The organism is Halapricum hydrolyticum (assembly GCF_025517535.1).
GTDB lineage: Archaea > Halobacteriota > Halobacteria > Halobacteriales > Haloarculaceae > Halapricum > Halapricum hydrolyticum.
Genome location: NZ_JAOPKC010000001.1, coordinates 519,417 through 541,905 on the forward strand (window position 1 = coordinate 519,417; position 22,489 = coordinate 541,905).

The window sequence follows — 22,489 nt, forward strand, 5'->3', positions numbered from 1 at the left end:
TGAGGCGTTCGATCTCTGAGTGTCCATGCCAGATTTCGAACGCCTCAGCGATGCTATCACGTGGATAGATTTGTCGTTTGTGGAGCGCCGACGGACTCCTCGTTCCGATCCTCACCAGGGACCTCCGGCGCGATTACGAGGCGATGAACCGCGCCCTGGCTGAGCGTGTCGAGGGAGAGTCAGTCGTCGAGGTCACACCGTAGGACGGCACGCCCTCGAGGGGCATCCCCCGGAGACTCATTCTAGCCGATACACTCGCGCCTCGTAGGGTCGCAGCGCGAGCGACCCCAGGTCCGTTCCGGGGTCGTCGTAGTTGCAGGCCAGCACCGACTCGACGGAGCCGGCTTCGGAGAGGTCGACCCGGGAGGTGCGGCCGGCCCAGTTGAGCGCGACCAGGAGCGTCTCGTCGTCGAGCGACCGCGCGAACGCCCACACGCGCGGGTGGTCCTCAGCCAGCAGGTCGTAGACGCCGTAGACCAGCGGGTCCTCGCTGTGGCGCAACTCGATCAACTCCTGGTAGTACGCCAGCACCGACTCGGCACGGTCGCGCTGGTCGGCGACGTTGATGTCTTCGCTGTTTGGATTGATCGGGATCCAGGGTTCCCCGTCGGTGAACCCGGCCATGTCGTCGTCGGACCACTGTACCGGCGTGCGAGCGTTGTCCCGCGAGCGATAGCGGACGACGTCTTGCACGTCCGAAAAGCCCTCGGCGCGGCCCTCCTCGAAGGCCATCTCGACGCGGTTCGTGGCGTCGGCGTCGCGCATCTCCTCGCGCGAGGACCACGGGTAGTTGGTCATGCCGATCTCGTCGCCCTGGAAGCAGAACGGCGTCGCCGGGAAGGTCAACAGGAGCGTTCCGAGCATCGTCGCCGACTCGTAACGGTAGCGGTCGTCGTTGCCGAACCGCGAGGCGATCCGTGGCGTGTCGTGGGTCCCCAGGTAGACGGTGTTCCAGGCGTCGGTCACTTCTAGCTGGTGGACCCACTTCGTCAGCGCCTCCCGGATCTCCGAGACTTCCCAGTCGACGACGTCCCACCACCCGTCCTCGCCGTAATCGAGCAGCGTATGGTCGTAGTGATAGACCATGTTCAGTCCGTCACCGGAGGGGCCACAGTACCGCTTGGCCGCTCGCGGCGTGATGTCCATCCCCTCGCCGACGGTCATGACGTCGTATTCGGAGAGTACCTCGTCGTAGAGGTCGCCGATGTACTCGTGGATGCGGGGACCGTCCGAGAAGTGTTCCATGCCGACCCAGCCGCCCTCGGAGTCGCCGTCAGGATACCCTTCGGGCTTGGACATGACGTTGAACACGTCGAAGCGGAACCCGTCGATCCCCTTCTCGAGCCAGAACTCGACGACGTCGTACATCGACTGGCGCACCTCGGGATTGCGCCAGTTCAGGTCGGGCTGTTTCTCGTGAAAGAGGTGCAGATACCACGCCTCGCGGACCTCGTCGTAGGCCCAGGCCGAGCCGCCGAACCCGGAGGTCCAGTTGTTCGGGGGCTCGTCGGGGTCGCCCTCGACCCAGTGATAGAAATCCTCGTAGCCGTCTTCCTCGCGGCGTGATTTCTGGAACCACTCGTGTTCGTCCGAGGTGTGATTCAGGACCATATCGAGGATCAACCGGATGTCCCGGTCGTGCAACTCCTCGAGCAGCCGTTCGAAGTCGTCCATGTCGCCGAACTCGTCGAGGATCGAGCGGTAATCGCGAACGTCGTATCCGTTGTCCGCGTGCGGAGAGTCGTAGGGCGGCGTCAGCCAGACGACGTCGATCCCCAGCTCGTCGAGATAGTCAGCCTTCTCGATAATTCCGGGGATATCGCCGATCCCGTCGCCGTCGCTGTCGTTGAAACTCTGCGGGTAGATCTCGTAGACGACCGCCTCCTTCCACCAGGCCTGTTCTCCATCACCGATCGTTCCAGCACGTGACGCGCACATGTCAGATGCGACTCGCCGGCGGATTATAGTGGTTGCTGTACCGAACTGCCTGCGGCCGCGCGACGACTGCCGAAGCGGCGACAAATGTGTGACAATCACTACCGTTTTCCACGTACAGCCCAAAGCACGCACGACAGTATCGATGACAGCAGACGATCTCAAGCGTCGGTTCTGGGAGTGGCTCGCGGCCGTCCATTCGGACGCTCGGGTGGCAGCGCTGCTTCGGGCACTCTCGATCGTCGGCATCTACGGGGGAATCACTGCGTTCGTCCTCGGCGTCAACCCGATCCTCACGCCACACGTCCTGGAAGCTGTCAAATACAGTGGGAACACGGTCGGTCTCATCGGCATGATCGGACTGCTCGTTCACGTCGCGAGTCTGGGCTATTATCTCGCGACGAAGCCGAAACACCTCGAAAACGGTCTGATACGGTATTGATCGACGGAACTCGGGACGGTTGGCGATCCGGAATGGACTTACAACCATCACTCCAACGGCCGACCGATGCGAGAGACACTCCGCCGACGTATCCCGTTCGTCACTGGCCTGTTGACGGTTGTCTCGCTGGTGGTCGTCGTCGCGGCCGTCAGACAGCTCGTTCCAGAGACGCTGTTGCCGGCGCTTCCAGAGGGACTGCTCCATACGATCCCGCACGTCAACGCCCTCATCAGCGCGCTGGCGATCGGGACGATCACCTACGGCTGGCGGTCGATTCGCGCCGGGCGCGTGCGAGCGCACCGACGAGCGATGCTCGCCAGTTTCGTGCTCTTTGTCTCCTTTCTCGGACTGTATCTCCTCCGGGTCGCGATCGAAGGGCCGACCACGTTCGACGGACCGGAGACGCTGAAACTGTGGGTCTACTACCCGGTGCTCGGGGTTCACATGCTGCTGGCGATCGTCTGTCTGCCGCTGGTATACTACGTTCTCCTGCTCGCGGTCACACACGCCCCGTCCGAACTCGGCGACACGCCACATCCGCGTGTCGGGCGCGTCGCAGCGAGTCTGTGGCTGCTCTCGTTCGCGCTCGGGATCGTCGTCTACCTGCTTTTGTACGTCCTTCCGGTCTAACGGTGTCGCCGCCGAGAGGACACGAAATTACTGAAGTTATATCACTGGGTAGGCCCTGCCATTATACGGAGGATCCAATACAGATGGCATCCGCACACATCGCGGGGGTCGGCATGACCGAATTCGGGGAGTTCCCCGAGCGAACCGGTCGCGACCTCTTTGGCGAAGCGGGGGACACCGCTATCGACGACGCCGGGATCGACCGCGAGGAGATCGACGCGCTGTACGTCGGCAATTTCATGGGCGAACTCTCGGAGAACCAGGGGCACATGGGCCCGTTGATGGCCAAGGCCGTCGGGATCGACGCGCCCGCCACACGGGTCGAAAGCGCCTGTGCCTCCGGCGGGATGGCCGTCCGGCAGGCGGTCAAGGACGTCCGCAACGGTGAGGCGGACGTGGTACTGGTCGGCGGCGTCGAGCGCATGCACAACATGGGAACGACCGGTGCGACCGGCGGCCTGTCGGTGGCGGCGGACGATCTCTGGGAGATCCGCCAGGGGATTACCTTCCCCGGCGCGTACGCGCTGATGGCCCAGCGGTACTTCGCCGTCCACGGCGGCGACCGCGAGGACCTGGCTCACGTCGCCGTCAAGAACCACGCCAACGCCGCGAACAACCCGCTCGCGCAGTATCAGACCGAGATCTCCGTCGAGAAGGTCCTGGACGCCCCGCCGGTCGCGCTGCCGATGGGGCTGTTCGACTCCTCGCCGATCACCGACGGTGCGGCCGCGACGGTGCTGGTCAGCGAGGAGTACGCCGAGGAGCACGGGCTAGAGACGCCAGTCGCGATCACCGGGACCGGCCAGGGGACCGACAACCTCGCGCTGGCCGAACGCGACTCGATGGTCTGGACGCCCGCGACCGAGGACGCCGGACAGGAAGCCTACGAGGACGCCGGCATCTCGAAAGACGACGTGGATTTCCTCGAAGTCCACGACTGCTTCACTATCGCCGAAGTACTCGCCCTGGAGGGACTCGGGTTCTACGACGAAGGCGAGGCGATCACCGCTGCCCGCGAGGGCGAGACGACCGCCGACGGCGACCTGCCGGTGAACCTCTCAGGTGGTCTGAAGGCCAAGGGTCACCCCGTTGGCGCGACCGGCGTCGCACAGGTCACGGAGATAACCAAGCTGTTCCGCGGTGACCACGTCAACAGCGACGCCGTCGAGGACGCGAGCGTCGCGCTGACCCACAACGCCGGCGGGACGGTCGCCTCTGCTGTGGTGCACGTCCTGGAGGTGGCAGAATGAGCGACGACGAAATCCAGAACGACGGCTACGATCAGGCGCTCGAAGCGATCGAAAATGGCAACCCGTACGCGCTCGAATGCCCGGAGGGTCACCAGTCGATGCCGCCGCGCCGGGTCTGTCCCGAGTGCGGTGCAAGTGATCTCGAAGAGGTCGAGATTCCCCTCTCCGGCGAGTTGCTGAGCTACAACGTCACGTACGTCCCGACGCCTGACTTCAAGGACGACGTGCCGTTCGTGCTCGGCATCGCCCAATTCGACAACGTGCGGCTGACGGGCCGCGTCAAGGCCGACGCCGAGGACGTCGAGGTCGGATCAGCGGTCGAGGTCGGACTGGGCGAATCCGAGACGACCGAGCGACCGCTGGTCACGTTCGATCTGGCATAGGCAGGTCATCGAGCACGCGCTTTTTATCCACGCGGTCGAACGGGGGGTATGATAGAACCAGATCTCTCCGGACAGACAGCGCTCGTCACCGGCAGCGCGAAGGGTGTCGGTCGCGGACTCCTGCTCGCACTGGCTGAACGTGGTGCGGACGTGGCCGTCCACTACCGGACGAGCGACGACGCTGCAAGCGAGGTCGCCGACCGGGCAGGGAAAGCCGGGGTGCAGACGACGGTTGTTCAGGGGGACATCACTGAGCCCGAGGACGTGGCCGGGATGTTCGAGCGGGTCGAGGCCGACCTCGGGACGGTCGATATCCTCGTCAACAACGTTGGCACGTTCGCCCCCCAACACTGGGAAGACATCGACTTCTCGACCTGGAACACCGTGCTGGAGACGAACATCAACGGGACGTACCTCTGCTCGAAGGCCGCGCTGGGGCCGATGCGCGAGCAGGGGTACGGCCGGATCGTCAACGTCGGCTACGCCTCCAGCGAGAAGGGGCTGGTCAACACCAAGAACTTTCCGTATTTCGTGGCGAAAAGCGGCGTTCTGATGTTCACGCGGATGCTCGCCGCCGACACGCAAGACGACGGCATCACCGTCAACGCCGTCTCGCCGTACGTCGTCGAGAACTCCGACGAGTTCCCCGCCGAGGCTCCGCGCGGTCGCTGGGCCACCACCGACGACCTCGCGCAAGCGATGCTGTTCTTCCTGGATCCCGACAGCGGGTACATCTCCGGGCAGAACGTCGAGGTCGACGGCGGGTGGTTGCCCGAAACGGTGTGACACTGGTTACGTTGGTGTCGTACAATAGCTATCGCTCACGGACTTGTTCGGCGCAAAACGATGAGGTCGCCCGGCTTGCGCCGACTGACGATTTCCGGCCGTTCAGTAGTGCGATTCTCGGTCGTTGGGGTCTGGTCTCTCTCGTCACTCACGGTCGGTCTCCAGGTGGTCGATGTACTGCTGTCGACGGCGTCGCATCCGCTCCAGGGCCGTCGCCTGGTCGTAGTGTTTCTTGATAATCGTCGGGCTCGTCGCGCACGTCGGCGATCGTGGTGATCGTGTTCGCGAGCGCTTCGGGGATCGGTGTCTCGCGATGCTCACCAGTCTTCGCGCCGTTCCAGATCCGGAGCATCATGCCAGCGTCAGTGTCGACGACGTCGTTCGGAGCAACGCCGATGACTTCCTCACTGCGAAGTCCACAGCGGACGGCCAGCCGAAACGCGACGTCAGTGATCGCGTCGTCGGTCGCGTCGAGGAGCTGGTCAACTTCGTCCTGGGAGAGTCACACCTTCTTTCCGTCCTGGTCGGGGTAGTCGTCGAGGTTCACGTCCGGAATGTTACCCTAACCGGACAAAAAGGTCCCAAATGAGAGAGTGATCGGGGCGATTCGAAGGGAATCCCCAGCGTGATCAGGCCGGATCTGTCCGAGTCTGGGCGGAGAACCGGACGCTGTTTCCGATCTTTGTTTCATCAACTCCGAGAAGAACTGGTGACAGATCACATCTGCACATTTAGGGAACACCAGTTCGATTATGAGGCGAAGGTATCAACTAGACTGTGTTAATTGGATTGGTTTACCATACCAAATACAATTGACCTCTGGTATCGAGTATTGAACTGGGTGTTCAGTTTCGGACTCTCCACCAACATCCCCCTGACAACTCTACCGACGCCCAATAAATGTCTCTCCCCCTCCATTCAAACAGGAGAATCACCGTGGACAGCCAAACATCCCAATTGACTGAGACACAATTATGCGTAAAAAAGAGTATATCCACACTCACGCTCTGCTCGCGGAAGTCACGGGATATTTGATCGAGAACGAGACCATGCCAGTTGATAGGCTTACTGCATACAACGAACTTGAGACATGTCCATCAAGCATTCACGAAACGAAACAGAAACACCACGAAGCGATTATGGCCCTGAGTAGCGCCATCGGACGATGTCTCAAAGAGATACCCACAGATAGCCACGGGCAATCAGTGGATCAATAACATGAGTTACGTGTCGCCACCAGCGACTTCCCCCCTTGCTGTGGTACCTACTTCCCCTGTTTCTACCAATTGAGCGATCGTCCGAGTCTGGGCGCAGAACCGGACACTGTTTCTGATCTTCGTTTCACGAACTTCTGGAAGAACTGGCTGCTAGATTGAGAATGCATCTCTATCAGACAGTGAAAAGACATTTGACGATCTGGACACATTTTCTACCCATGAAACGGCGGGCCCTCCTTTCCACCGCTCTCGGGAGTAGTGTTCTCATGTCTGGGTGTCTGAGTATCGGCGGAGCACGAAGTGGAGAAGGAACGACCGTCGAAATCATTCCGACGAACAGTACTGATCACGAGATCTCTCTCGATGTCGCTGTCTACGCGACGGATGGCTCCCTGCTTCTCGAACACACGTACTCGTTGGATGCGGGTCATGCTGATGAATCGCAAGGTGTCGAAAATCGTGTTGACTATCTCATAGTCTCACTGAATGGCGGAGAACAACTGAGACACGAGTACGATCCCGAAGACGTCGAGATCTGTTCACGTGATGGAGAAGACGTTCAAATCATAGTCGAACCAGGAGGTATCACATTCACCTACTCATGTTAACTCCACGGTCTGTCTCTACCAATTGAGAGATCGTCCGCGATTGGGCGCAGAACCGGACGCTGTTTCCGATCTGCGTTTCACGCACTCCGAGAAGAACTGGCTGCTAGATTGAGAGGAACGCTGTATCACGTCAGTTTGTAACCAGTCTACTTCTGTCACGATATTGCTACATAGGGGGGGGGCGTCGGTCGTGGATGAGAGTCAGTCGCTACTTGATTCTTCCTCCCCGTCACCAATCCCACTAATGGAGTTAGCCCAGTCGTCGATGTTCTCGGCGACGAAGTCCTGGCCACCGAGTCCAACAGCAATACCGATGCCGATCGCGAGTGCCAGCCCCAGTGCACCGAAGAATGCGACGACGAAGGCAGTGAACATCGTCGTCAGTGCCGTGACTTGGAACCCGATCGTTCCCAGAACAATTGTGATTGTGAGATAGTAGATGAGAATTTTAACACCGGTTGCAGCGAGGCCGACGGGTCGGCCTTCGCCACTCTCACGGACGATATCACTGACCCGTTCGGCGAGCCAGATACCGACCAGCAGCACGATCAAACCACCCGCCAGAGCCGGCAGGTACGCCGCGAACCTGTTCAACAGCTCCGAGAGTGCGGGGATTTCGATTACTTCTGCGACCGTTAGCAGCGTCAACAAGTAAATATAATACGTGACTAGCTTGCCGACGATCCGACCGAATTCGCCCTTTTGGTCAGAAAACCGTTCTAATGGAGTCTCTCTGAGATACGGTGCAATCCCGAACGAACCGACGATTTTCGAAACAATATCACCAATGATCCGGCCGACGACAAACCCGATTACCAGGATAACAATTGCTCCAAGGATGACTGGCAGGAAGCCTGCAAGATCACGCAAGAGATCCGATAATTCCGATATCTCTAGGACGTTCACCGCAGCGAACACCGCGACGAAGTAGACGTAGTAGGATACAAGCAGGCCCAACCCGCGTGCGATTCCATCACCGTCCGAAACCTCTTCGATGGCTGTCCCCTCAGCATAGCGCCCGACACCGATCTTCTGGATAACCCGGGTCACGAGGTTCCCCAAAATACGACCGATGATATATCCGACGAGGAGAATGACCAGGGCAGCGATTATCGTTGGCAGGAATTCGATTACATCTGCAATCGTATCATCGATGGTATTATCTATCGTTCCTTGCAGCGGTGCAAATGTGTCTGGCTGATACATTGCAGTTTGTTATCGAATGCCAGTAACGTAGATTTCACCCATGATATATCAGGTCTATCATATGATTCATAATGTTCAGGTTATGCTCTGTCTCTAATAATCGGCAGATCGTCCGAGACTGGACGCAAAACCGGACGCTGTTTTCGATCTTCGTTTCACGAACTTCTGGAAGGACTGGCTGATAGATCGCACATGTGAAATAATACGAGGCAGATCCACTTGTCCCAGCAGGAAACTATTCTAGCCGATTCTCTGTTACTTCCTCTTCGTACCCTTCTCGTATCCACTTGAGGAGGAATTTTGCGACAAAAGCGCCGACTACGAGCAGGACGAAGGCCGGAAACACCAATACTTCGGGACCACCAGGTATGGCCATACTTACTATTTCATAGCCATTTGTTATGAATCCTGTAGGCTATTTTCACATATCCGTCGGCAGCATAGAACATCCCTTCTGTCTCTACCAATCAGGGAATCGTCTGAGACTGAGGACAGAACCGGACGCTATCGAATCCACTTGTCGAGGTTCTCTTTTTTCCCGCTCATATTGTCCGGGGTGCCGTAGGCGTCGACGATGTCAAGAACAGCGTTCGCGATCGTGTAGGCAGATTCGCGCTGGTTGTTGAGAAAGAAGACGCCTTCGTGCCGGGATTCATCGAACCGGGCGAAGTTCTTGACGTCGGCTGTGATGACGATGAGTTCTTCTTGCCGGACGTACGGGAGAATGTCGTCGACGTCGTCTGCATCTGGGTCAAGTGTCCGATCGGAATGCTCTGCCCGATACCCTTCTTTTTCGAGCAATTCAGCGACTCGTGCCTCCAGGTTTGAATCGACGAAAAAGGCCCAGCGCATGGTCAGTTTGGCGGCGATACATCTTCAGGCCGATCGATGTCGGCCTCGATTTCGTCCATCAGTTCGTCCCGCTCGCGCCGCAGCTCCTCGAACTCTCGGGGTTGCTCGTGGTAGTACAGGAGCGCGGCGTACACCTCCGCCACGTCAAGATCATGCCGATCGGCGACGGTCTTCGGCTCCAACCCTCGCCCCTCGACCCGCTCGACGATCGTGAGGACAGGGATCCGACGGCCCTTGATGTGGGGTTCATCAAGTAGGTCGTGAGCGATACGAGCGGTCTGTTGCGACATCTGTTTCATAGTTGGTCTGTGTGCTATTTTAATCTGCGGACTAGTTCGAACTGTCTTCGAACAGGTCGACATCGTCGGACAGCGGGATGATCAGCGCGCTACTCTCGGGATGGAACGCTCGCGAGAGCGACGTCCCTGATTCGATCCCGTAGTGCTCGACGAGCCGGCGCGGGATCGCGACGTAGGCAGTGCCGCCCCGGTTCTGGACGGACGCCGACCCTTCGGGACTCAGCACGTCGGAGTCGATCATTGCGGCCTGCACGCGACGTTGAGCGTCTGCCTGGCTCATCACGCCGATGTAGTGGCTTACACCACTAATATGTCCCAAACGATGGGGTGCCAGCCTGCCAGTCAGTCCCCCAGAGATTGGGGAACCTGCGACCGACGGATAAGAGCGTAGACTGTCCTGTCTGCTGTAATGAGTCCAACAGTAGAGTTCGGGAGCAAAGACGCCGCCGACGCTGCTCGCGAGCAGTGGGGCGAGCATCTTTGTCCCGACGACGACCGTCGACTCAAGACGGTCGCGTTCGTCGAAGACGTCCCCGATCGCGTCATCGAGCGCGCCGAGCTCGAGGCCGCGACTCAGATTCGTCTTCTCAACCCCCTCAAGCAGGCAGAAAGGGCAACAACGCTGGTCTTCCAATCCCGGTCGATACGACCACCCTCTTCCTGGTGGTCGGTCTGATCGCGGCGGGGCCCTCCTGTACCTCTACGTTCAGTCTGGTGACGGTGCCGAGCAGGACAAGATCAGCACCGAGCCGGTCGACCTACCGGACGTGCCGGACGTGCCGGACTGGGTCGACTGGGTGCTCAACAATCTCGACAAGGTCGTGATCGCGCTGATCGTGCTGTGGCTCATCTCGACGCTCGGGCCGGGGCTGGCCGAAACCGCGAAGGCATCGGGGGGTGACGGCTAAGATGTCGGTGGTCCTCGACTGGATCGTGCCGGCGGCGTCAACGGTCACAGCGACGGCAGCGATCGCGACAGCGGGCTACGCGCGGAAGGTCGTGCGTAACGCCGACGTCGGCCCGCTCGCAGGTGAGATAGACGTCAAGTTCAGCGCTGGTCAGCGCGTGGAAGTCGGTGCGTCCGTCCAGTTCCAGCCACGCGGGGGGTTGCTCGTACTCGCGCCCGGTGTCCAGGTGCGAGACGACGATCTCGCCGGTCGACCAGCGCCACCAGAGGCTCGCGACGTGGGCGCACCAGCCGTCGTGATACTGATAGCCGGCACAGTCGCACTCGGCGACGACAGTCTCGCCCTCGATCGCGAACGTCACTCTGTGGGTGTTCTGTGAGTCGCTGAGAACGACAAGACGCTCGGCCCGGTTAGATCGGGCCGCCCTGGTCGGACGTCGCCTGTGCGCGCCGCCACGCTGTCGAGAGCGTCCAGTCTTCGGGCGGCGACAGTGTCGACGGGCCGCCGATCTGGTCGGCGACGTCGTCGATCGGCTGCCAGCTGCGGCTGCGGAGACTCAAGGCCGACACACCCCTGGTCGAGTGCAGGGCAGCGCTGCTGGTTTTCGGTAATATAACCCCCGCAAAAGTCGCACATTCGCCGGCCAGAAGAACCGGCAGATGTTTCTGATTTACTTTTATACAGCATGGGGTCGCCCGGATTTGAACCGGGGGTACGGGCACCCAAGGCCCGAAGGTTACCAAGCTACCCCACGACCCCGTATCTCTCTGTAGTGTGGTGGGGTGGTAAAACGTTTCGTTGCCGTCTCACCGTGACCGTGGCCCGCCACTGAACGAAGAGCGCGACCCGACGAGACGACGCGTTGATACGGATGGCGGGAGCCGCCTTGTGCGCGCCCGGAGATCGGCCCGAAAACACATATCTGTGCCCGGCCTCCGTTCGCGTATGGTCACCCCGATCGAAGTCGGTCTGGTCCTTGTCCTCCTGGCATTGCTCGTCGGCGCCTACAAGATCGTCAAAGCGGTCAAACCGTTCGTCTGGAACGCCGTCGTCGGGCTGATCGTCTTCGTACTGGCGGATCTGCTGTTCGGCTTATCGGTCGCGATCACCCCGCTCACGCTCCTCGTCGTGGCGATCGCCGGCGTACCGGGCGCGTTGCTCGTGATCCTCCTGTCGTATCTGGAGGTGGCCTTCGTCGCCGGACTGTTCGTGTTCTAGAGGCCCCAGATAGCTGCGATCCCGATCGTCGTGACGACCGCGAGCAGGGCCTGTAGCGGCCCGCCGACACGCACGTAATCGGTGAACCGATAGCCACCTGGCCCGTAGACGAAGAGGTTCGTCTGATAACCCACGGGCGTCATGAAGGCCGTCGAGGCCGCGAAGGTCACCGACAGCACGAACGCGAAGGGGTTGACGCCCAGCTGTGTCGCTGCTTCGACGGCGACCGGGATCATCAACACGACGGAGGCGTTGTTCGAGATGACGTTCGTCAAAAGCGCAGTGACGACGTACATGAGCCCGAGGACGGCGATCGGCGGGAGCGACGGTGCGACGGCCACGATACCGTCGGCGATCAGTGCCGCACCGCCCGTCACCTCGAGTGCGACCCCGAGCGGGATCACGCCGGCCAGCAAAATGATGACGTCCCACTGCACGGCGTCGTAGATCTCGGTCGGCTTGAGACAGCCGGTCAGCACCATCCCGAGCGAGCCGGTCAGCGCTGCCGTCGCGATGTCGATCGGCGTGAGTGCGGCCAGCCCGACGACCCCGGCGACGATGCCGACGGCGACCGGGATCTTCGATTCCCGGTAGTCCGGGCGCGTGACCTCCTGGGCGACGATGAAGTTGCGATTGTTGTTCAGCCGGTCGATGCTGTCCGACGTCGCCTGGACCAGCAGCGTGTCTCCGACCCGCAGTTGCGCTCTGTCCATACGCTTGCGGATCAGCGACTCACCGCGGCGCAACGCCAGCACTGTCGCGTCGTAGCGCTGGCGGAAGTTCGAACTCGCGAGGGTTTCGCCCACCAGCGACGAGCCCGGGGCGATAACGATTTCCACGAGGTTCTGACCGCTCTCTGCGGTCTCGAGTTCCGCCTCCGTGACTTCGACTTCCGGGAGCAGGTCGAGACCGTCGACGTCCATCAGTTCGACGAGCGTGTCCCGATCGGTTCGTACGGCGAAGACGTCGCCAGACTGGATGACTTTCGGGCCGAGGGGTTCGAGGAACGCGGCGTCGCCGCGGATCAGTTGCACGATGTCGACGTCGAAATCGGTGTCTTGCAACGCCGATTGGACAGTCTGGCCGACGATCGGGGAGTCCTCGCGGACGACGACTTCGGTCAGGTAGTCGGCCATTTCGAACTCTTCGGTGAGGTCCTCGGCGGGCTTGATCCGCTCCGGCGTGAGCAACCGCCCGACTGTCATGAGATAGATGATCCCCACGGTCATGACGATAAGTCCCAGACTTGTGAACTCGAACATCGAGAACTCGTGGAGGGCGGCGATCCCGAGCTCGCGGCCGAGACGGCCCGTGATCTCGCTGGCGAGGATGTTCGTGGAGGTGCCGATCAGCGTCAGCGTCCCGCCGAACATCGAGGCAAAGGACAGCGGCATCAACAGCTTCGACGGCGATGTCTTGCCCTTCTGTGCGAGATCGATGACCATCGGCAGCAGAATCGCGACAGCGGCCGTGTTGTTGATGAACCCCGAAATCGGGCTGACGAGGCCGATCGTCGCCCCGAGTTGTCTGGTCTCGTCGTCGCGAGTGTAGGCCGCGATCTTCGAGCCGAGGATCTGGATGACGCCGGTCCGGCGGACGCCCGCGCTGAGGATGAACATCGCCAGCACCGTGATCGTCGCCGTGCTCGCGAACCCGGACAGCCCCCGCGAGACGGGCGCGACGTCACTCGCCGGATCGACCAGCACGTACACTGGTCCGCTCAGCAGCCCCCACGTGGTCAGTTGCTCGGTGACTGGCTGTACCAGCAGAAGCGCCACCAGGATCCCGAGAGCTGTGATGTCGACCGGGACGAACTCCGTCGCGAACAGCACCAGCGCTGCCAGGATGATCGCGAAGACGACGACCGCGCCGGCCGAGAGCCCGAACAGTGCCACGCCAGGAGTGTGTGGGGCTTCGTTGAATTACTTTTCGAGAACGCCATTCGGTATCGCCGACGCCGTGCTGTTCGATTGTGCTCCGTAGAAGTTCGAGTGGGACCGCCGTGATTCGAACACGGGTCCGACGCACCCCATGCGCCGAGGATACCGCTACCCTACGGTCCCGCACGTGGATCGAGTACGGTGTCGTAATTAAGGGTGTCGTTTCGGCCGACGTGTGGGCCCCGATCTCAGACCAGGACCCGCTCCAGATCGACGACGAGCCCCGAGTCGGCGTCGGGATCGCCCACGAGCCGTCCGAGGCACACGGCCGCTCCATCGGGCGTATAGCAGGCGACCAGCTGTCCGTCGGGGTCGTGTGGGCAGTCGACCACGCCGGGGGCGTACACGGGGGCTCCGGTCGCGACGCTCTCGGCGGTGCTCGGCGCGATCGTGACCCCGAGGATGTCTGCGAGCGCCCGTTCCGCTGGGTCGACGAGTTCTCGAAGGGGGGCCGGATCGCCGTCCTCGCGCCACCAGGCCAGCGCGTCGGCCAGATCGTGCATCGTCACCAGCGAGCAATCGTCGAACGATCCAGTCGCGGTGCGACGCAGATCCCCCATGTGCGCGCCGGTGCCCAGCGCCAGCCCGATATCGTGACACAGCTTCCGGATATACGTGCCGCTCTCACAGCGCACCCGGAGCAGGGCCTGTCGATCCCGGACTTCGAGGACGTCCAGGTCGTAGATCTCGCGGACGCGCAGCCGCCGGACGACCGCGCTCTTTCGCGGGGGCTTCTGGTAGATCGGCCCCTCGAATTCGTCGACGACGTCACGCAGGTCCGCCGGCGGGTCGGCGTGCAACTCCAGAACTGCAACGTACTCCTTTATTGTGTCGTCGAAAACCTGGGCCATCCGGGTCGCGTCGCCGAGCAAGACCGGCAGACTGCCCGTGACCTTCGGATCGAGCGTGCCGGCGTGGGCCGCCCGGTCGAGATCGGCCATGTCTCGAAGCCAGGCGACGACCTGGTGGGCGGAGGGGCCGGGCGGCTTGTCGAGGTTGACGACGCCGAACTCGAGTAGTTCGGCCGGCGAGCGCTCGGACGGTGGGCCACGAGTCATCTCAGAGATCGTAGTTGACGTCGGTGATCGGCGTCTTGCCCTCGTCACCGGTCTCCTTGTAGGACTGGACGGCGTGTAGCGTCAGGCTGAGCACGCCCTGCGGGCCCCAGCGTGCGGTGTTGATCGACAGGTCGTAGATCGACAGGTCGTCGAAGTCGATGTTGTAGTACTCCTTGTACCGGTGGGCCTCACTCTCGCCCCGCTCGAGAGTTTCCTCACGGGCCTGCTCGAAGGGTTTGTTCTCCCGCTGAGAGATCCGTTCGGCCCGGACTTCAAGGGGTGCGGACAGCCAGATCTTCAGGTCGGCGTAATCGCCGGCCATCCAGCCCGCGAGCCGCGATTCGAGAACCACTTCGTCACGCTCGCGAGCGATATCCCGGAGCCGCCGGTCCAGGTCGCGGTCGATGTCCTCGTCCTCTTCAGCCTGCTTGTTCAGTTCCAGGGGCGTCATGCCCCGCTCCTCGGCGAGATCGCGGAAGATGTCGCCACCGGAGACGTGTTCGTAGTCCAGTGCGTCGGCGAGACTCTCGGCAAGCGTACTCTTGCCGCTCCCGGCCGGTCCGGAGACGGTGATCAACATATCCCTACTCGGAGAGTGTGATTCAAAGAGATTGCGTCTCGGCGACGACACGAGGGGCAGATCACCGACGGCCTCAGGTCGGCGAGGTCTGGATGTTCAGCGACTTGCGCAAGAACTGCGAGAGACTCATCGAACACAGGATGTACCAGAAGATCCATGCCTGCATTGGCCCGATGATACCGGCCTGCCAGCTACTCACCTCGCCGATCAACGGCATGACGATCACTGTCGCACTCCCGCTGCCGATACCGACGCCGAGCACCTGCCAGTAGACCCACAGGAACACCGGAATGGTAAACAGCATGATCCAGGGCATCGACCGGAACTGCTGTTTCATCATGCCGAACTGGTCGCTCATCATGTCCATCTGCTCCTGGCGGATCTCTTCGAGTGCCTCTTCGTCGTCCTGTTCCTTCGCGCGCTCTTCACGCTCGCGGAGTTCCTTCTGTTTCTCCTGGTAGTCGCTCATCCCTTCGAGGTTCGTCAGCCGATCCTGCAGCAGTGTCGACCAGAGACCGGTGAGGACGGCGAGTACCAGGATCACGAGATAAAACGGGAGCACTGCATCGAGCGGGCCGATGACCAGATCGAGGACAGCCCCGATCTGGTCACGGATCGACGGGTTCCAGTAGCCGACGAAAAACGCCAGCGATCCGACCAGCGCGATCTTGTCCCAGCTCGACCAGCCTCCGTCGCTCTCTTCGTCGTCCGGTTCGGCGTCTTCGAGTGCGTCTCTGACGCCGTCTGGGTCGTCGATGACGAACCCGTCGCCGTCGGCGTCGATGAGGATGCCCTTCTCGATGAGACGGCCCCACTGGCCGCTCGTGAGGTCGTCGCTGACATCGCCCCACTTGACGACGCCCTTGTCCTCGGCCGTTTCGAGGACGGTCTCGATGGACGACTCCATGCTGGTGTCCTCCGCGACCAGGGATTCTACCTTCTGTGCCGTTCGTGCCATTGGTGACTCTCTAATGTTCCAGTCTAAATCAGGCTTTGCGTTCGATGGCGGTCTCGACGTCCGTCCAGACCCCTTCGGGGGTCTGCTCGCCGTCGATCTCGACGAAGCCGTCGTGGTCACGGTAGTACTCGATCACGGGAGCTGTGTTCTCTTCGAAGACGTCGAGACGGTTGCGTACCGCCTCTTCGGTGTCGTCTTCGCGCTGGATCAACTCGCCGCCACATTCGTCGCAGACGCCGTCCTCTTCGGGCTGATTGAACTCGACGTGGTAGTTCTCGCCACAGTCGGCACAGACGCGCCGGCCCGTGAGCCGATCGACGAGTTCTTCCTCACCGACCGACAGCGAGAGAACGACGTCCAGGTCGGTCATGTCCTCGAGCTCTTCGGCCTGTTCGAGATTGCGCGGGTAGCCGTCCAGCACGAACCCGTCGGCGGAGGTGAGCGCCTCCTCGACGATAGCGTTGACCACGGCGTCCGGGACCAGTTCGCCCTGATCCATGTACTCGCCGGGGGTGTCGTACTCCGTGTCCATGTCGGAGATGTCCATCTCCTTGTTCGATCGGAGCGCGTCCCCCGTCGTGACGTGTTCGACGTCGAATTCCTCGGCGATGTTACTCGACTGTGTACCCTTGCCAGCGCCCGGTGGCCCGAGCAGCAGCACGCGTGGCTTGCTCATGGGCGTCGATTTCACGTCGGTAGTTAAAGGGTTGTCCAAACGCGTCCGTGGTCGGAGCCGTCCAGACACACCCACGAACGGGACGCGAGTACGTCCGTGGTCGGAACGTCTTAATCGCTCGCCGCCGAAAGCCGACCGATGAGTGACCTCCTCGTCCGCGCTGCCCGCGGTGAGCGGACCGAACGGCCGCCCGTCTGGCTGATGCGCCAGGCCGGCCGACACATCCCCGAGTATCGCGAGATCCGCGAGGACTACTCGTTCGTCGAGGCCGTCACCGATCCCGCGGTCGCAGAACGAATTACGCTGCTGCCCTGGGAGCGATATCGCCCCGACGGGCTCGTGCTGTTCTCGGACATCCTGACGATCCTCGAACCGCTCGGATTCGAATACCATATCGAATCGGGCGTCGGACCGGTGATCGAGAACCCCGTCTCGGGACCGGACGACGTCGATCGCTCCCGCGAACCGATTCCCGAGCGGCTGGATTACGTCGGCGAGCTGCTGGACCGGCTCGAGGACCGGGTCGGCGATCGGACCTCGCTGATTGGCTTCGCCGGTGGCCCGTTCACGCTGGCCTCCTACGCGATCGCCGGCGAGCCCACGCGCAACCATCTCCCGGCGCGCAAGTTCCGCCTCCAGCACCCTGAGGCGTTCGAGCGGCTGCTGGACCTGTTCACCGAGGCGGTCGCCGAGTTCCTGGCGTATCAGGTCGACCGCGGGGCGGACGTCGTGCAGGTGTTCGACACTTATGCCGGCGTCCTCCCGCCGGCCGACTACGAGCGTTACATCGTCCCCCGCCACCGGGAGATCGTCGCGGCCGTCGACGCGCCGACGATCCTGTTCGTCCGGAACATGAACGGACGACTCGGGCAACTGGCCGCGGCCGACCCCGACGTGGTCGGCCTCGACTGGACGGTCGAGATGGGAGCGGCCCGCGACCAGCTCGGCGATCTGGGTGTGCAGGGGAACCTCGATCCGTCCGTGCTGTTCGCCGATCGGGCGACGATACGGGAGCGCACGCGGGAGATCATCGAGGCGGCCGGCCCACAGGGTCACGTGCTGAACCTCGGCCACGGCGTCGATCGAGAGACGCCCGTCGACAGTGTCCGGACGTTCGTTGAGACAGCGAAGAACGTCCGATGGTGACCAGCATACGCCGCCGGAGGCGGCGTTTCACTGCGGCCGACTGAAAGGAGGCCGCAGGTAGTTTTTCCCCACGTTTTGCAAGGAGTGGTAGCCGAGCGAAGCGAGGCTACCTGACGCAGTAAAAAGTGGCGTCGAGACAGCGAAGAACTTCCGGTGGTAACTTGCATACGCCGCCGGAGGCGGCGTTTCACTCGACCGAACACAGTGAGGTCGAGGTGGTTTTTCCCCACGTTTTTGCGAGGAGTGGTTCCCGCAGGGCCGAAGGCCCGAGGAAACCCGACGAAGTAAAAAGTGGTTGTCAGTCCCAGTCCGGATCGGGCGCGTTCAGGCACATCGTGCCCGGCTTGTCCCGGCAGTGGCACTGCCGGAACTGGAAGTAGCCGGGGTCGAAGTCGGCGAGGAACGGCTCGGACAGGTCCGCCAGCACCGACGGGAACCGGTCGTCGTCGTGGGGGATCGGGACCCGGTAGAACTCCAGCCCGACTTCTTCGGCCTCTTCGCGGAGTTCGATGTCGAGTTCCGAGAGCGTCTCGCTCTGCTCGTGCATGAAACTGACCGGCTCGACGACGACCCGCTCGGCGTCGAGACTCTCGATGGCCGCCTCGACGTCGGGTTCGGTCCAGGCGACCTCGCTTCGGTTGTCGTGGTTCTGGAAGCCCAGTTCGTACTCGTCTATCCCCAGCATCGCAGCCATTCCGGCACACCACTCGTCGACGTACCGGTCGTAGCGGCTCCCCTCGTTCAGGTAATACCGGGGCGTCCCGTGGGCCGAGAAAAACAGGACGGCGTCCTCGTCGTGCAGGTCGACCCCTTCGCCGTCGGCGTACTCGCGGATGTTCTCGGCGCGCAGCCGGTTGTAGGTCGGGTGGCGGTGCCAGCCGCTGACCTCGTGCAACTCGCCGTCGAACCCGGCTTCCTCAAGGCCGTCGGCGAGATGATCCAGCGAGAGGTTCGTCGTCGAGGGGCCACAGAGGGGATAGATCGGCAGGCCGAGCACCTCGTCGTGGCCGTCGGCGACGGCCTGCTCGGCGGCCTCGTGGGTGAACGGCTCGGTGTAGAGCATCCCGGTGTAGGTCGCGACGTCGTAGCCGCGGTTTCGGAGCTCGGTCTCCAGGGCGTCGGCCTGGGCGCCGGCCTGGTCGTTCAGCGGCGAGCCGCCGCCGATCTCCTCGTACTCCTCGATGAGCCCCGGCGCGCGACGCTCCGCGAGCTTGCTGGCGCGCTTGCGGGCGGCCCCGGGCGTCAGATCCGGCTCCTCCTCGATGTCCATGTTCGAGTAGAAGATGCGTTCGAGGTAGTCCTCGACGGCCTCGCGGTCGGCCGTCGGCGGTTCGCCGAAGTTCAGCAGGACGACGCCTGTCGACATGCGCGAGCCTTACGGCCGGTCGTAAATAGACCCCCGGGTTGCGGCGATGGCGTGGATCGCTACTGGCTGCGGTCGAACACCGAAATGAACACCGCGAGCACCGGAACGATCTCGAGTCGCCCGACCCACATCAGGAAGGTCATCAGCAGTTTCGAGGCGTCCGAGAAAAACAGGTAGTTCCCGAACGGTCCCAGGCGACCGAAACCCGGGCCGATGTTCCCGATCGTCGCGAGGGACGCGCTGACCGCCTCCAGCGTCGTGAGTTCGATCCCGATCCGGGCCGTATCGAGAGAGATGAACACCGCCGAGAACCCGAACAGCAGGATGTAAAGTAGGGTGAACGCCGCGATCCCGCGTACCGCGTCCTCGTCGACGACACTCCCGCTGAGCCGAACCGGCTTGACGACGTCCGGATTGGCGGTGGTATACAGCTCGCGTCGGATCGCTTTGAACACGACCAGCCACCGGACGACCTTCACGCCGCCGCCGGTCGAACCCGCCGAACCGCCGATGAACATCACGAACAGCAGGAAGACCTGTGCGTGCGTGTCCCACTGAGCGAAATCCGAGGTCGCGTATCCGGTGGAGTTCAAGAGTGAGGCGATCTGGAAGGCGGCCTGCCGGAACGTGTTTTCGGTGGCACCTCCCGTGACGCCACCGATGTCGAGCGGTGGGGCCGCCCCCCGGACGAGCAACAGCGAGAGCAGCGCGGCCGTCACCGCGATCGCACCGGTGTAGGCCCGAAACTCCGCGTTCTCGAGCATAACGTCGAATTCGCCTTTCAGGACGTGCCAGAACAGCGCGAAGTTGACCCCCGCGACGACCAGGAAGGGGATCGCGGCCCACTGGACAGCCGCAGAGAAGTACGCGATACTTTCCGCCTGCGGGGAGAACCCGCCCGTCGGCAGCGTCGTGAACCCGTGCGCGACGGCGTTGTACAGGTCCATATTCGGCGCGAACCCTGACAGATGCAGGCCGTACATCACTGCGATGTACACGAGCGTGAACCCGAAGTAAATCAGCCAGAGGACGCGCGCGGTCTCGGCGATCTTCGGCGTCAGTTTCTGGAGTTCGGGACCCGGCGCTTCCGAGGCCATCAGCTGTGCGCCGTTGACGGCCACCTCGGGGAGGATCGCGATCATCAGGACGATGATCCCCATCCCGCCGAGCCACTGAGTGAGCTGGCGCCAGATGAGCAGGGCGTGAGAGTGCTGTTCAAAGCTGATCTCGCCCATCACGGTCGCCCCGGTCGTCGTGAACCCGCTCATCGACTCGAAGAGCGCGTTGACGGGATCGGCGAGCGTCGAACTCGTCCCGAACCCGGCCAGCAGATACGGAATCGTGCCGACGACAGCGGCCGTGAGCCAGGCGAGCGACACGAACACCAGCGCCTCCCGGGGTCCGATGTCGGGATCGGTATCGACCCGTTCGAGCGCGAACCCGAGCGCCGTGACGAGAACGATAGAGAGCGCAAACACCCAGATGTCTTCCATGTAGACGACCGCGACGAACAGCGGCACGAACATCGTGACCGCGAGGTACTTGAGGCCGGTGCCGAGAAGGCCGACACTCGCCTGCCAGTCAACTCGCCACGACATAGGGGTAGCAAATCCTCTTGGCGGTATCAAAGTATCGGAAAGGTGTCCGATGATGCGTGTCGGGTTCGATCGCTTCCGCTCTCAGATGGCTTCCATCGTCTCTTCGACGATCTCCTGTGCGGCGAAGACCACGATGTGGTCGTTCTCTTCGATGACGGTGTCCCCACGCGGGATCACGTACGTGCCATCACGGGCGATCGCGCCGATCACGACGCCGTCGGGGAGATCTCTGATAGACTGACTGATCGGCCGATCCAGTAGCACGCTGCCGCTATCGACTTCGACTTCGATCACTTCCGCACGGTCGTGTTCGATGATGGCGACGTTCTCGGCGTGTTGCTCGCGGGTGAACCGCGTGATCTCCTCGGCGATGGCTTCGCGGGGATTGACAGCGATGTCTACGCCGACGGCCTCGAAGAGGTCGCTGTAATCGCCGTTTTCGACGACTGCGATAGAACGAGCGGCACCGAGTCGCTTTGAGAGGAGCGCCGAGAGGAGGTTCCGTTCGTCGCTGTCGAGCGTCGCGATGGCGACGTCGACGTCGCCGATGTGTTCGCGCAAGAGGAACTCCTGGTCGGTCGGATCGTTCTCCAGGACAGTCGTCTTCGGGAGAGTCTCGGCCAGATACCTGGCTCGCTCCGGATCGGGCTCGACGAGGCGGTTCGGGGTCCCCTTCTCACCGAGGAGCCTGGCCACCTCGAGCCCGATCTCGTTCCCGCCGACGATCAACACGTCAGAGACGCCGTCGGTGTCCGGCTCGATCCCCCGCGCGAAGTCGCTGATACTCTCCGGAGAACCGATCACGACCACGTCGTCGCCGTCCCGCAGGCAGGTGTCACCGCTCGGAATGACGACTTCCTCGTCTCGGATAATCGCCGCGAACGTCAGCGAATCGAACGTGTCGGCCTCCGCGACCGACATCCCGGTGACCGGCGTCTCGTCGGTGATCCGGAACTCCGCCATCTGGATGAGGCCGTCAGCGAACCGATCGACGTCCTCGGCACCGGGGAGCCCGATCACGCGGACGATGCTCTGGGCGGCGAGCAGGTTCGTCCCGACCATGAGGTCGATCCCGAGCGCACCTTCCGACTGACTCCAGGTGTCCAGAAACTTCGTGTTGCGGATGCGGGCGATCGTGAACGCGTCCGAGATCGTCTTGGCGGTCCCACAGGAAACGATGTTCGTCTCGTCGTCGTCCGTGCAGGCGATGAGGAGGTCGGCGTCGTCGATACCGGCCTCACGAAGCGTCTTCACGGACGCTCCGTCGCCTTCGACAGCCAGGACATCGAGCGAATACGTCAGCGTGTCCACTCGCTCGCTGTCCAGATCGATCACGATGACTTCGTGGTCGCCAGCGAGGCTCGCGGCGACTGTCGAACCGACCTCGCCCGCACCGACGATCACGACGCGCATTGTGGGCCCCCGTATTCAGG

General features: G+C 62.2%; 28 protein-coding genes and 2 tRNA genes. 12 read left to right on the forward strand and 18 right to left on the reverse strand.

The window, feature by feature from the left end; genetic code table 11:
• Positions 1–77: 77 nt before the first annotated feature.
• Positions 78–203 carry a hypothetical protein gene (locus OB916_RS02730; RefSeq protein ID WP_315907740.1) on the forward strand — a complete coding sequence of 42 codons (126 nt, stop codon included), beginning with the start codon at positions 78–80 and terminating at the stop codon, positions 201–203.
• Between the two features lie 34 nt (positions 204–237).
• On the opposite strand, the gene OB916_RS02735 is transcribed toward OB916_RS02730, so the two are convergent.
• Positions 238–1,938 carry a glycoside hydrolase family 13 protein gene (locus tag OB916_RS02735; protein ID WP_315907741.1) on the reverse strand — a complete coding sequence of 567 codons (1,701 nt, stop codon included), beginning with the start codon at positions 1,936–1,938 and terminating at the stop codon, positions 238–240.
• Positions 1,939–2,080: 142 nt separating this feature from the next.
• Here OB916_RS02735 and OB916_RS02740 point away from each other — a divergent pair, with 142 nt between their 5' ends.
• The 5 genes from OB916_RS02740 to OB916_RS02760 all read left to right on the forward strand — a co-directional run bounded on the left by OB916_RS02740 (position 2,081) and on the right by OB916_RS02760 (position 5,426).
• Entirely contained in the window at positions 2,081–2,377 is a 297-nt protein-coding gene (locus tag OB916_RS02740; protein ID WP_315907742.1) for a hypothetical protein, read from the forward strand.
• A gap of 66 nt (positions 2,378–2,443) precedes the next feature.
• The gene (locus OB916_RS02745) at positions 2,444–3,007 is read left to right on the forward strand and encodes a DUF420 domain-containing protein (RefSeq protein ID WP_315907743.1); all 564 of its coding nucleotides are present in this window, start codon (positions 2,444–2,446) and stop codon (positions 3,005–3,007) included.
• 83 nt (positions 3,008–3,090) lie between these two features.
• Complete coding sequence (locus OB916_RS02750) at positions 3,091–4,257, forward strand: thiolase domain-containing protein (protein ID WP_315907744.1); 1,167 nt, start codon at positions 3,091–3,093, stop codon at positions 4,255–4,257.
• Positions 4,254–4,640: a Zn-ribbon domain-containing OB-fold protein gene (locus OB916_RS02755; RefSeq protein WP_315907745.1), complete on the forward strand. Its 387-nt coding sequence runs from the start codon at positions 4,254–4,256 to the stop codon at positions 4,638–4,640. The genes OB916_RS02750 and OB916_RS02755 overlap by 4 nt, the downstream gene beginning before the upstream one ends.
• A gap of 48 nt (positions 4,641–4,688) precedes the next feature.
• Positions 4,689–5,426, forward strand: a complete 738-nt coding sequence (locus tag OB916_RS02760) for an SDR family NAD(P)-dependent oxidoreductase (RefSeq protein ID WP_315907746.1) — start codon at positions 4,689–4,691, stop codon at positions 5,424–5,426.
• A 148-nt stretch (positions 5,427–5,574) separates the two neighbouring features.
• Here the strand turns inward: OB916_RS02760 and OB916_RS16980 are convergent, their stop codons facing one another.
• On the reverse strand, positions 5,575–5,880 hold the full coding sequence (locus tag OB916_RS16980; RefSeq protein WP_390884007.1) for a hypothetical protein: 306 nt from the start codon (positions 5,878–5,880) through the stop codon (positions 5,575–5,577).
• Positions 5,881–6,400: 520 nt separating this feature from the next.
• On the opposite strand from OB916_RS16980, the gene OB916_RS02770 reads away from it, so the two are divergent.
• Together OB916_RS02770 and OB916_RS02775 are read left to right on the forward strand one after the other, a co-directional pair.
• Positions 6,401–6,643: a UPF0058 family protein gene (locus tag OB916_RS02770; protein ID WP_315907748.1), complete on the forward strand. Its 243-nt coding sequence runs from the start codon at positions 6,401–6,403 to the stop codon at positions 6,641–6,643.
• Positions 6,644–6,861: 218 nt separating this feature from the next.
• Positions 6,862–7,251 carry a hypothetical protein gene (locus OB916_RS02775; RefSeq protein ID WP_315907749.1) on the forward strand — a complete coding sequence of 130 codons (390 nt, stop codon included), beginning with the start codon at positions 6,862–6,864 and terminating at the stop codon, positions 7,249–7,251.
• A 201-nt stretch (positions 7,252–7,452) separates the two neighbouring features.
• Here the strand turns inward: OB916_RS02775 and OB916_RS02780 are convergent, their stop codons facing one another.
• From OB916_RS02780 to OB916_RS02795, 4 genes are all read right to left on the reverse strand, one after another.
• Complete coding sequence (locus OB916_RS02780) at positions 7,453–8,457, reverse strand: mechanosensitive ion channel family protein (RefSeq protein WP_315907750.1); 1,005 nt, start codon at positions 8,455–8,457, stop codon at positions 7,453–7,455.
• A 504-nt stretch (positions 8,458–8,961) separates the two neighbouring features.
• Positions 8,962–9,309, reverse strand: coding sequence for a DUF5615 family PIN-like protein (locus tag OB916_RS02785; protein WP_315907751.1), 348 nt, complete (start codon positions 9,307–9,309; stop codon positions 8,962–8,964).
• 2 nt (positions 9,310–9,311) lie between these two features.
• On the reverse strand, positions 9,312–9,599 hold the full coding sequence (locus tag OB916_RS02790; protein ID WP_315907752.1) for a DUF433 domain-containing protein: 288 nt from the start codon (positions 9,597–9,599) through the stop codon (positions 9,312–9,314).
• 40 nt (positions 9,600–9,639) lie between these two features.
• Entirely contained in the window at positions 9,640–9,888 is a 249-nt protein-coding gene (locus OB916_RS02795; RefSeq protein WP_315907753.1) for a hypothetical protein, read from the reverse strand.
• Between the two features lie 129 nt (positions 9,889–10,017).
• Here OB916_RS02795 and OB916_RS02800 point away from each other — a divergent pair, with 129 nt between their 5' ends.
• Both OB916_RS02800 and OB916_RS02805 read left to right on the forward strand, forming a co-directional pair.
• Positions 10,018–10,284, forward strand: coding sequence for a hypothetical protein (locus OB916_RS02800; RefSeq protein WP_315907754.1), 267 nt, complete (start codon positions 10,018–10,020; stop codon positions 10,282–10,284).
• 100 nt (positions 10,285–10,384) lie between these two features.
• Positions 10,385–10,516 (forward strand): hypothetical protein, encoded by a 132-nt coding sequence (locus OB916_RS02805; protein ID WP_315907755.1) that lies wholly within the window; start codon positions 10,385–10,387, stop codon positions 10,514–10,516.
• A gap of 37 nt (positions 10,517–10,553) precedes the next feature.
• Here OB916_RS02805 and OB916_RS02810 read toward each other — a convergent pair whose 3' ends face one another.
• The 3 genes from OB916_RS02810 to OB916_RS02820 all read right to left on the reverse strand — a co-directional run bounded on the left by OB916_RS02810 (position 10,554) and on the right by OB916_RS02820 (position 11,275).
• Positions 10,554–10,877: a hypothetical protein gene (locus OB916_RS02810; RefSeq protein WP_315907756.1), complete on the reverse strand. Its 324-nt coding sequence runs from the start codon at positions 10,875–10,877 to the stop codon at positions 10,554–10,556.
• 49 nt (positions 10,878–10,926) lie between these two features.
• Complete coding sequence (locus OB916_RS02815; RefSeq protein ID WP_315907757.1) at positions 10,927–11,076, reverse strand: hypothetical protein; 150 nt, start codon at positions 11,074–11,076, stop codon at positions 10,927–10,929.
• A gap of 126 nt (positions 11,077–11,202) precedes the next feature.
• Positions 11,203–11,275: transfer RNA gene (locus tag OB916_RS02820), tRNA-Pro, on the reverse strand.
• A gap of 186 nt (positions 11,276–11,461) precedes the next feature.
• Between OB916_RS02820 and OB916_RS02825 the strand changes: the two genes are divergently transcribed.
• A complete protein-coding gene (locus OB916_RS02825) occupies positions 11,462–11,734 on the forward strand; it encodes a pro-sigmaK processing inhibitor BofA family protein (RefSeq protein ID WP_315907758.1) in 273 nt (90 codons plus the stop codon).
• Here the strand turns inward: OB916_RS02825 and OB916_RS02830 are convergent.
• The 6 genes from OB916_RS02830 to OB916_RS02855 form a co-directional block, all read right to left on the reverse strand.
• Positions 11,731–13,623, reverse strand: coding sequence for an SLC13 family permease (locus tag OB916_RS02830; RefSeq protein ID WP_390884008.1), 1,893 nt, complete (start codon positions 13,621–13,623; stop codon positions 11,731–11,733). The genes OB916_RS02825 and OB916_RS02830 overlap by 4 nt on opposite strands.
• A gap of 103 nt (positions 13,624–13,726) precedes the next feature.
• Positions 13,727–13,797: transfer RNA gene (locus OB916_RS02835), tRNA-Pro, on the reverse strand.
• A 65-nt stretch (positions 13,798–13,862) separates the two neighbouring features.
• The gene (locus tag OB916_RS02840; protein WP_315907760.1) at positions 13,863–14,732 is read right to left on the reverse strand and encodes an RNA-guided pseudouridylation complex pseudouridine synthase subunit Cbf5; all 870 of its coding nucleotides are present in this window, start codon (positions 14,730–14,732) and stop codon (positions 13,863–13,865) included.
• 1 nt (position 14,733) lies between these two features.
• Positions 14,734–15,312: a (d)CMP kinase gene (gene cmk, locus OB916_RS02845; RefSeq protein WP_315907761.1), complete on the reverse strand. Its 579-nt coding sequence runs from the start codon at positions 15,310–15,312 to the stop codon at positions 14,734–14,736.
• 73 nt (positions 15,313–15,385) lie between these two features.
• Positions 15,386–16,270, reverse strand: a complete 885-nt coding sequence (locus OB916_RS02850) for a DUF106 domain-containing protein (RefSeq protein WP_315907762.1) — start codon at positions 16,268–16,270, stop codon at positions 15,386–15,388.
• 28 nt (positions 16,271–16,298) lie between these two features.
• On the reverse strand, positions 16,299–16,946 hold the full coding sequence (locus OB916_RS02855) for an adenylate kinase (RefSeq protein ID WP_315907763.1): 648 nt from the start codon (positions 16,944–16,946) through the stop codon (positions 16,299–16,301).
• A 138-nt stretch (positions 16,947–17,084) separates the two neighbouring features.
• On the opposite strand from OB916_RS02855, the gene hemE reads away from it, so the two are divergent.
• On the forward strand, positions 17,085–18,092 hold the full coding sequence (hemE, locus tag OB916_RS02860) for a uroporphyrinogen decarboxylase (RefSeq protein WP_315907764.1): 1,008 nt from the start codon (positions 17,085–17,087) through the stop codon (positions 18,090–18,092).
• 298 nt (positions 18,093–18,390) lie between these two features.
• Here hemE and hemH read toward each other — a convergent pair whose 3' ends face one another.
• The 3 genes from hemH to trkA all read right to left on the reverse strand — a co-directional run bounded on the left by hemH (position 18,391) and on the right by trkA (position 22,469).
• Positions 18,391–19,458, reverse strand: a complete 1,068-nt coding sequence (gene hemH / locus OB916_RS02865) for a ferrochelatase (RefSeq protein ID WP_315907765.1) — start codon at positions 19,456–19,458, stop codon at positions 18,391–18,393.
• 59 nt (positions 19,459–19,517) lie between these two features.
• Positions 19,518–21,056, reverse strand: a complete 1,539-nt coding sequence (locus tag OB916_RS02870; protein WP_315907766.1) for a TrkH family potassium uptake protein — start codon at positions 21,054–21,056, stop codon at positions 19,518–19,520.
• A gap of 81 nt (positions 21,057–21,137) precedes the next feature.
• Positions 21,138–22,469, reverse strand: coding sequence for a Trk system potassium transporter TrkA (trkA, locus tag OB916_RS02875; RefSeq protein ID WP_315907767.1), 1,332 nt, complete (start codon positions 22,467–22,469; stop codon positions 21,138–21,140).
• Between the last annotated feature and the right edge of the window lie 20 nt (positions 22,470–22,489).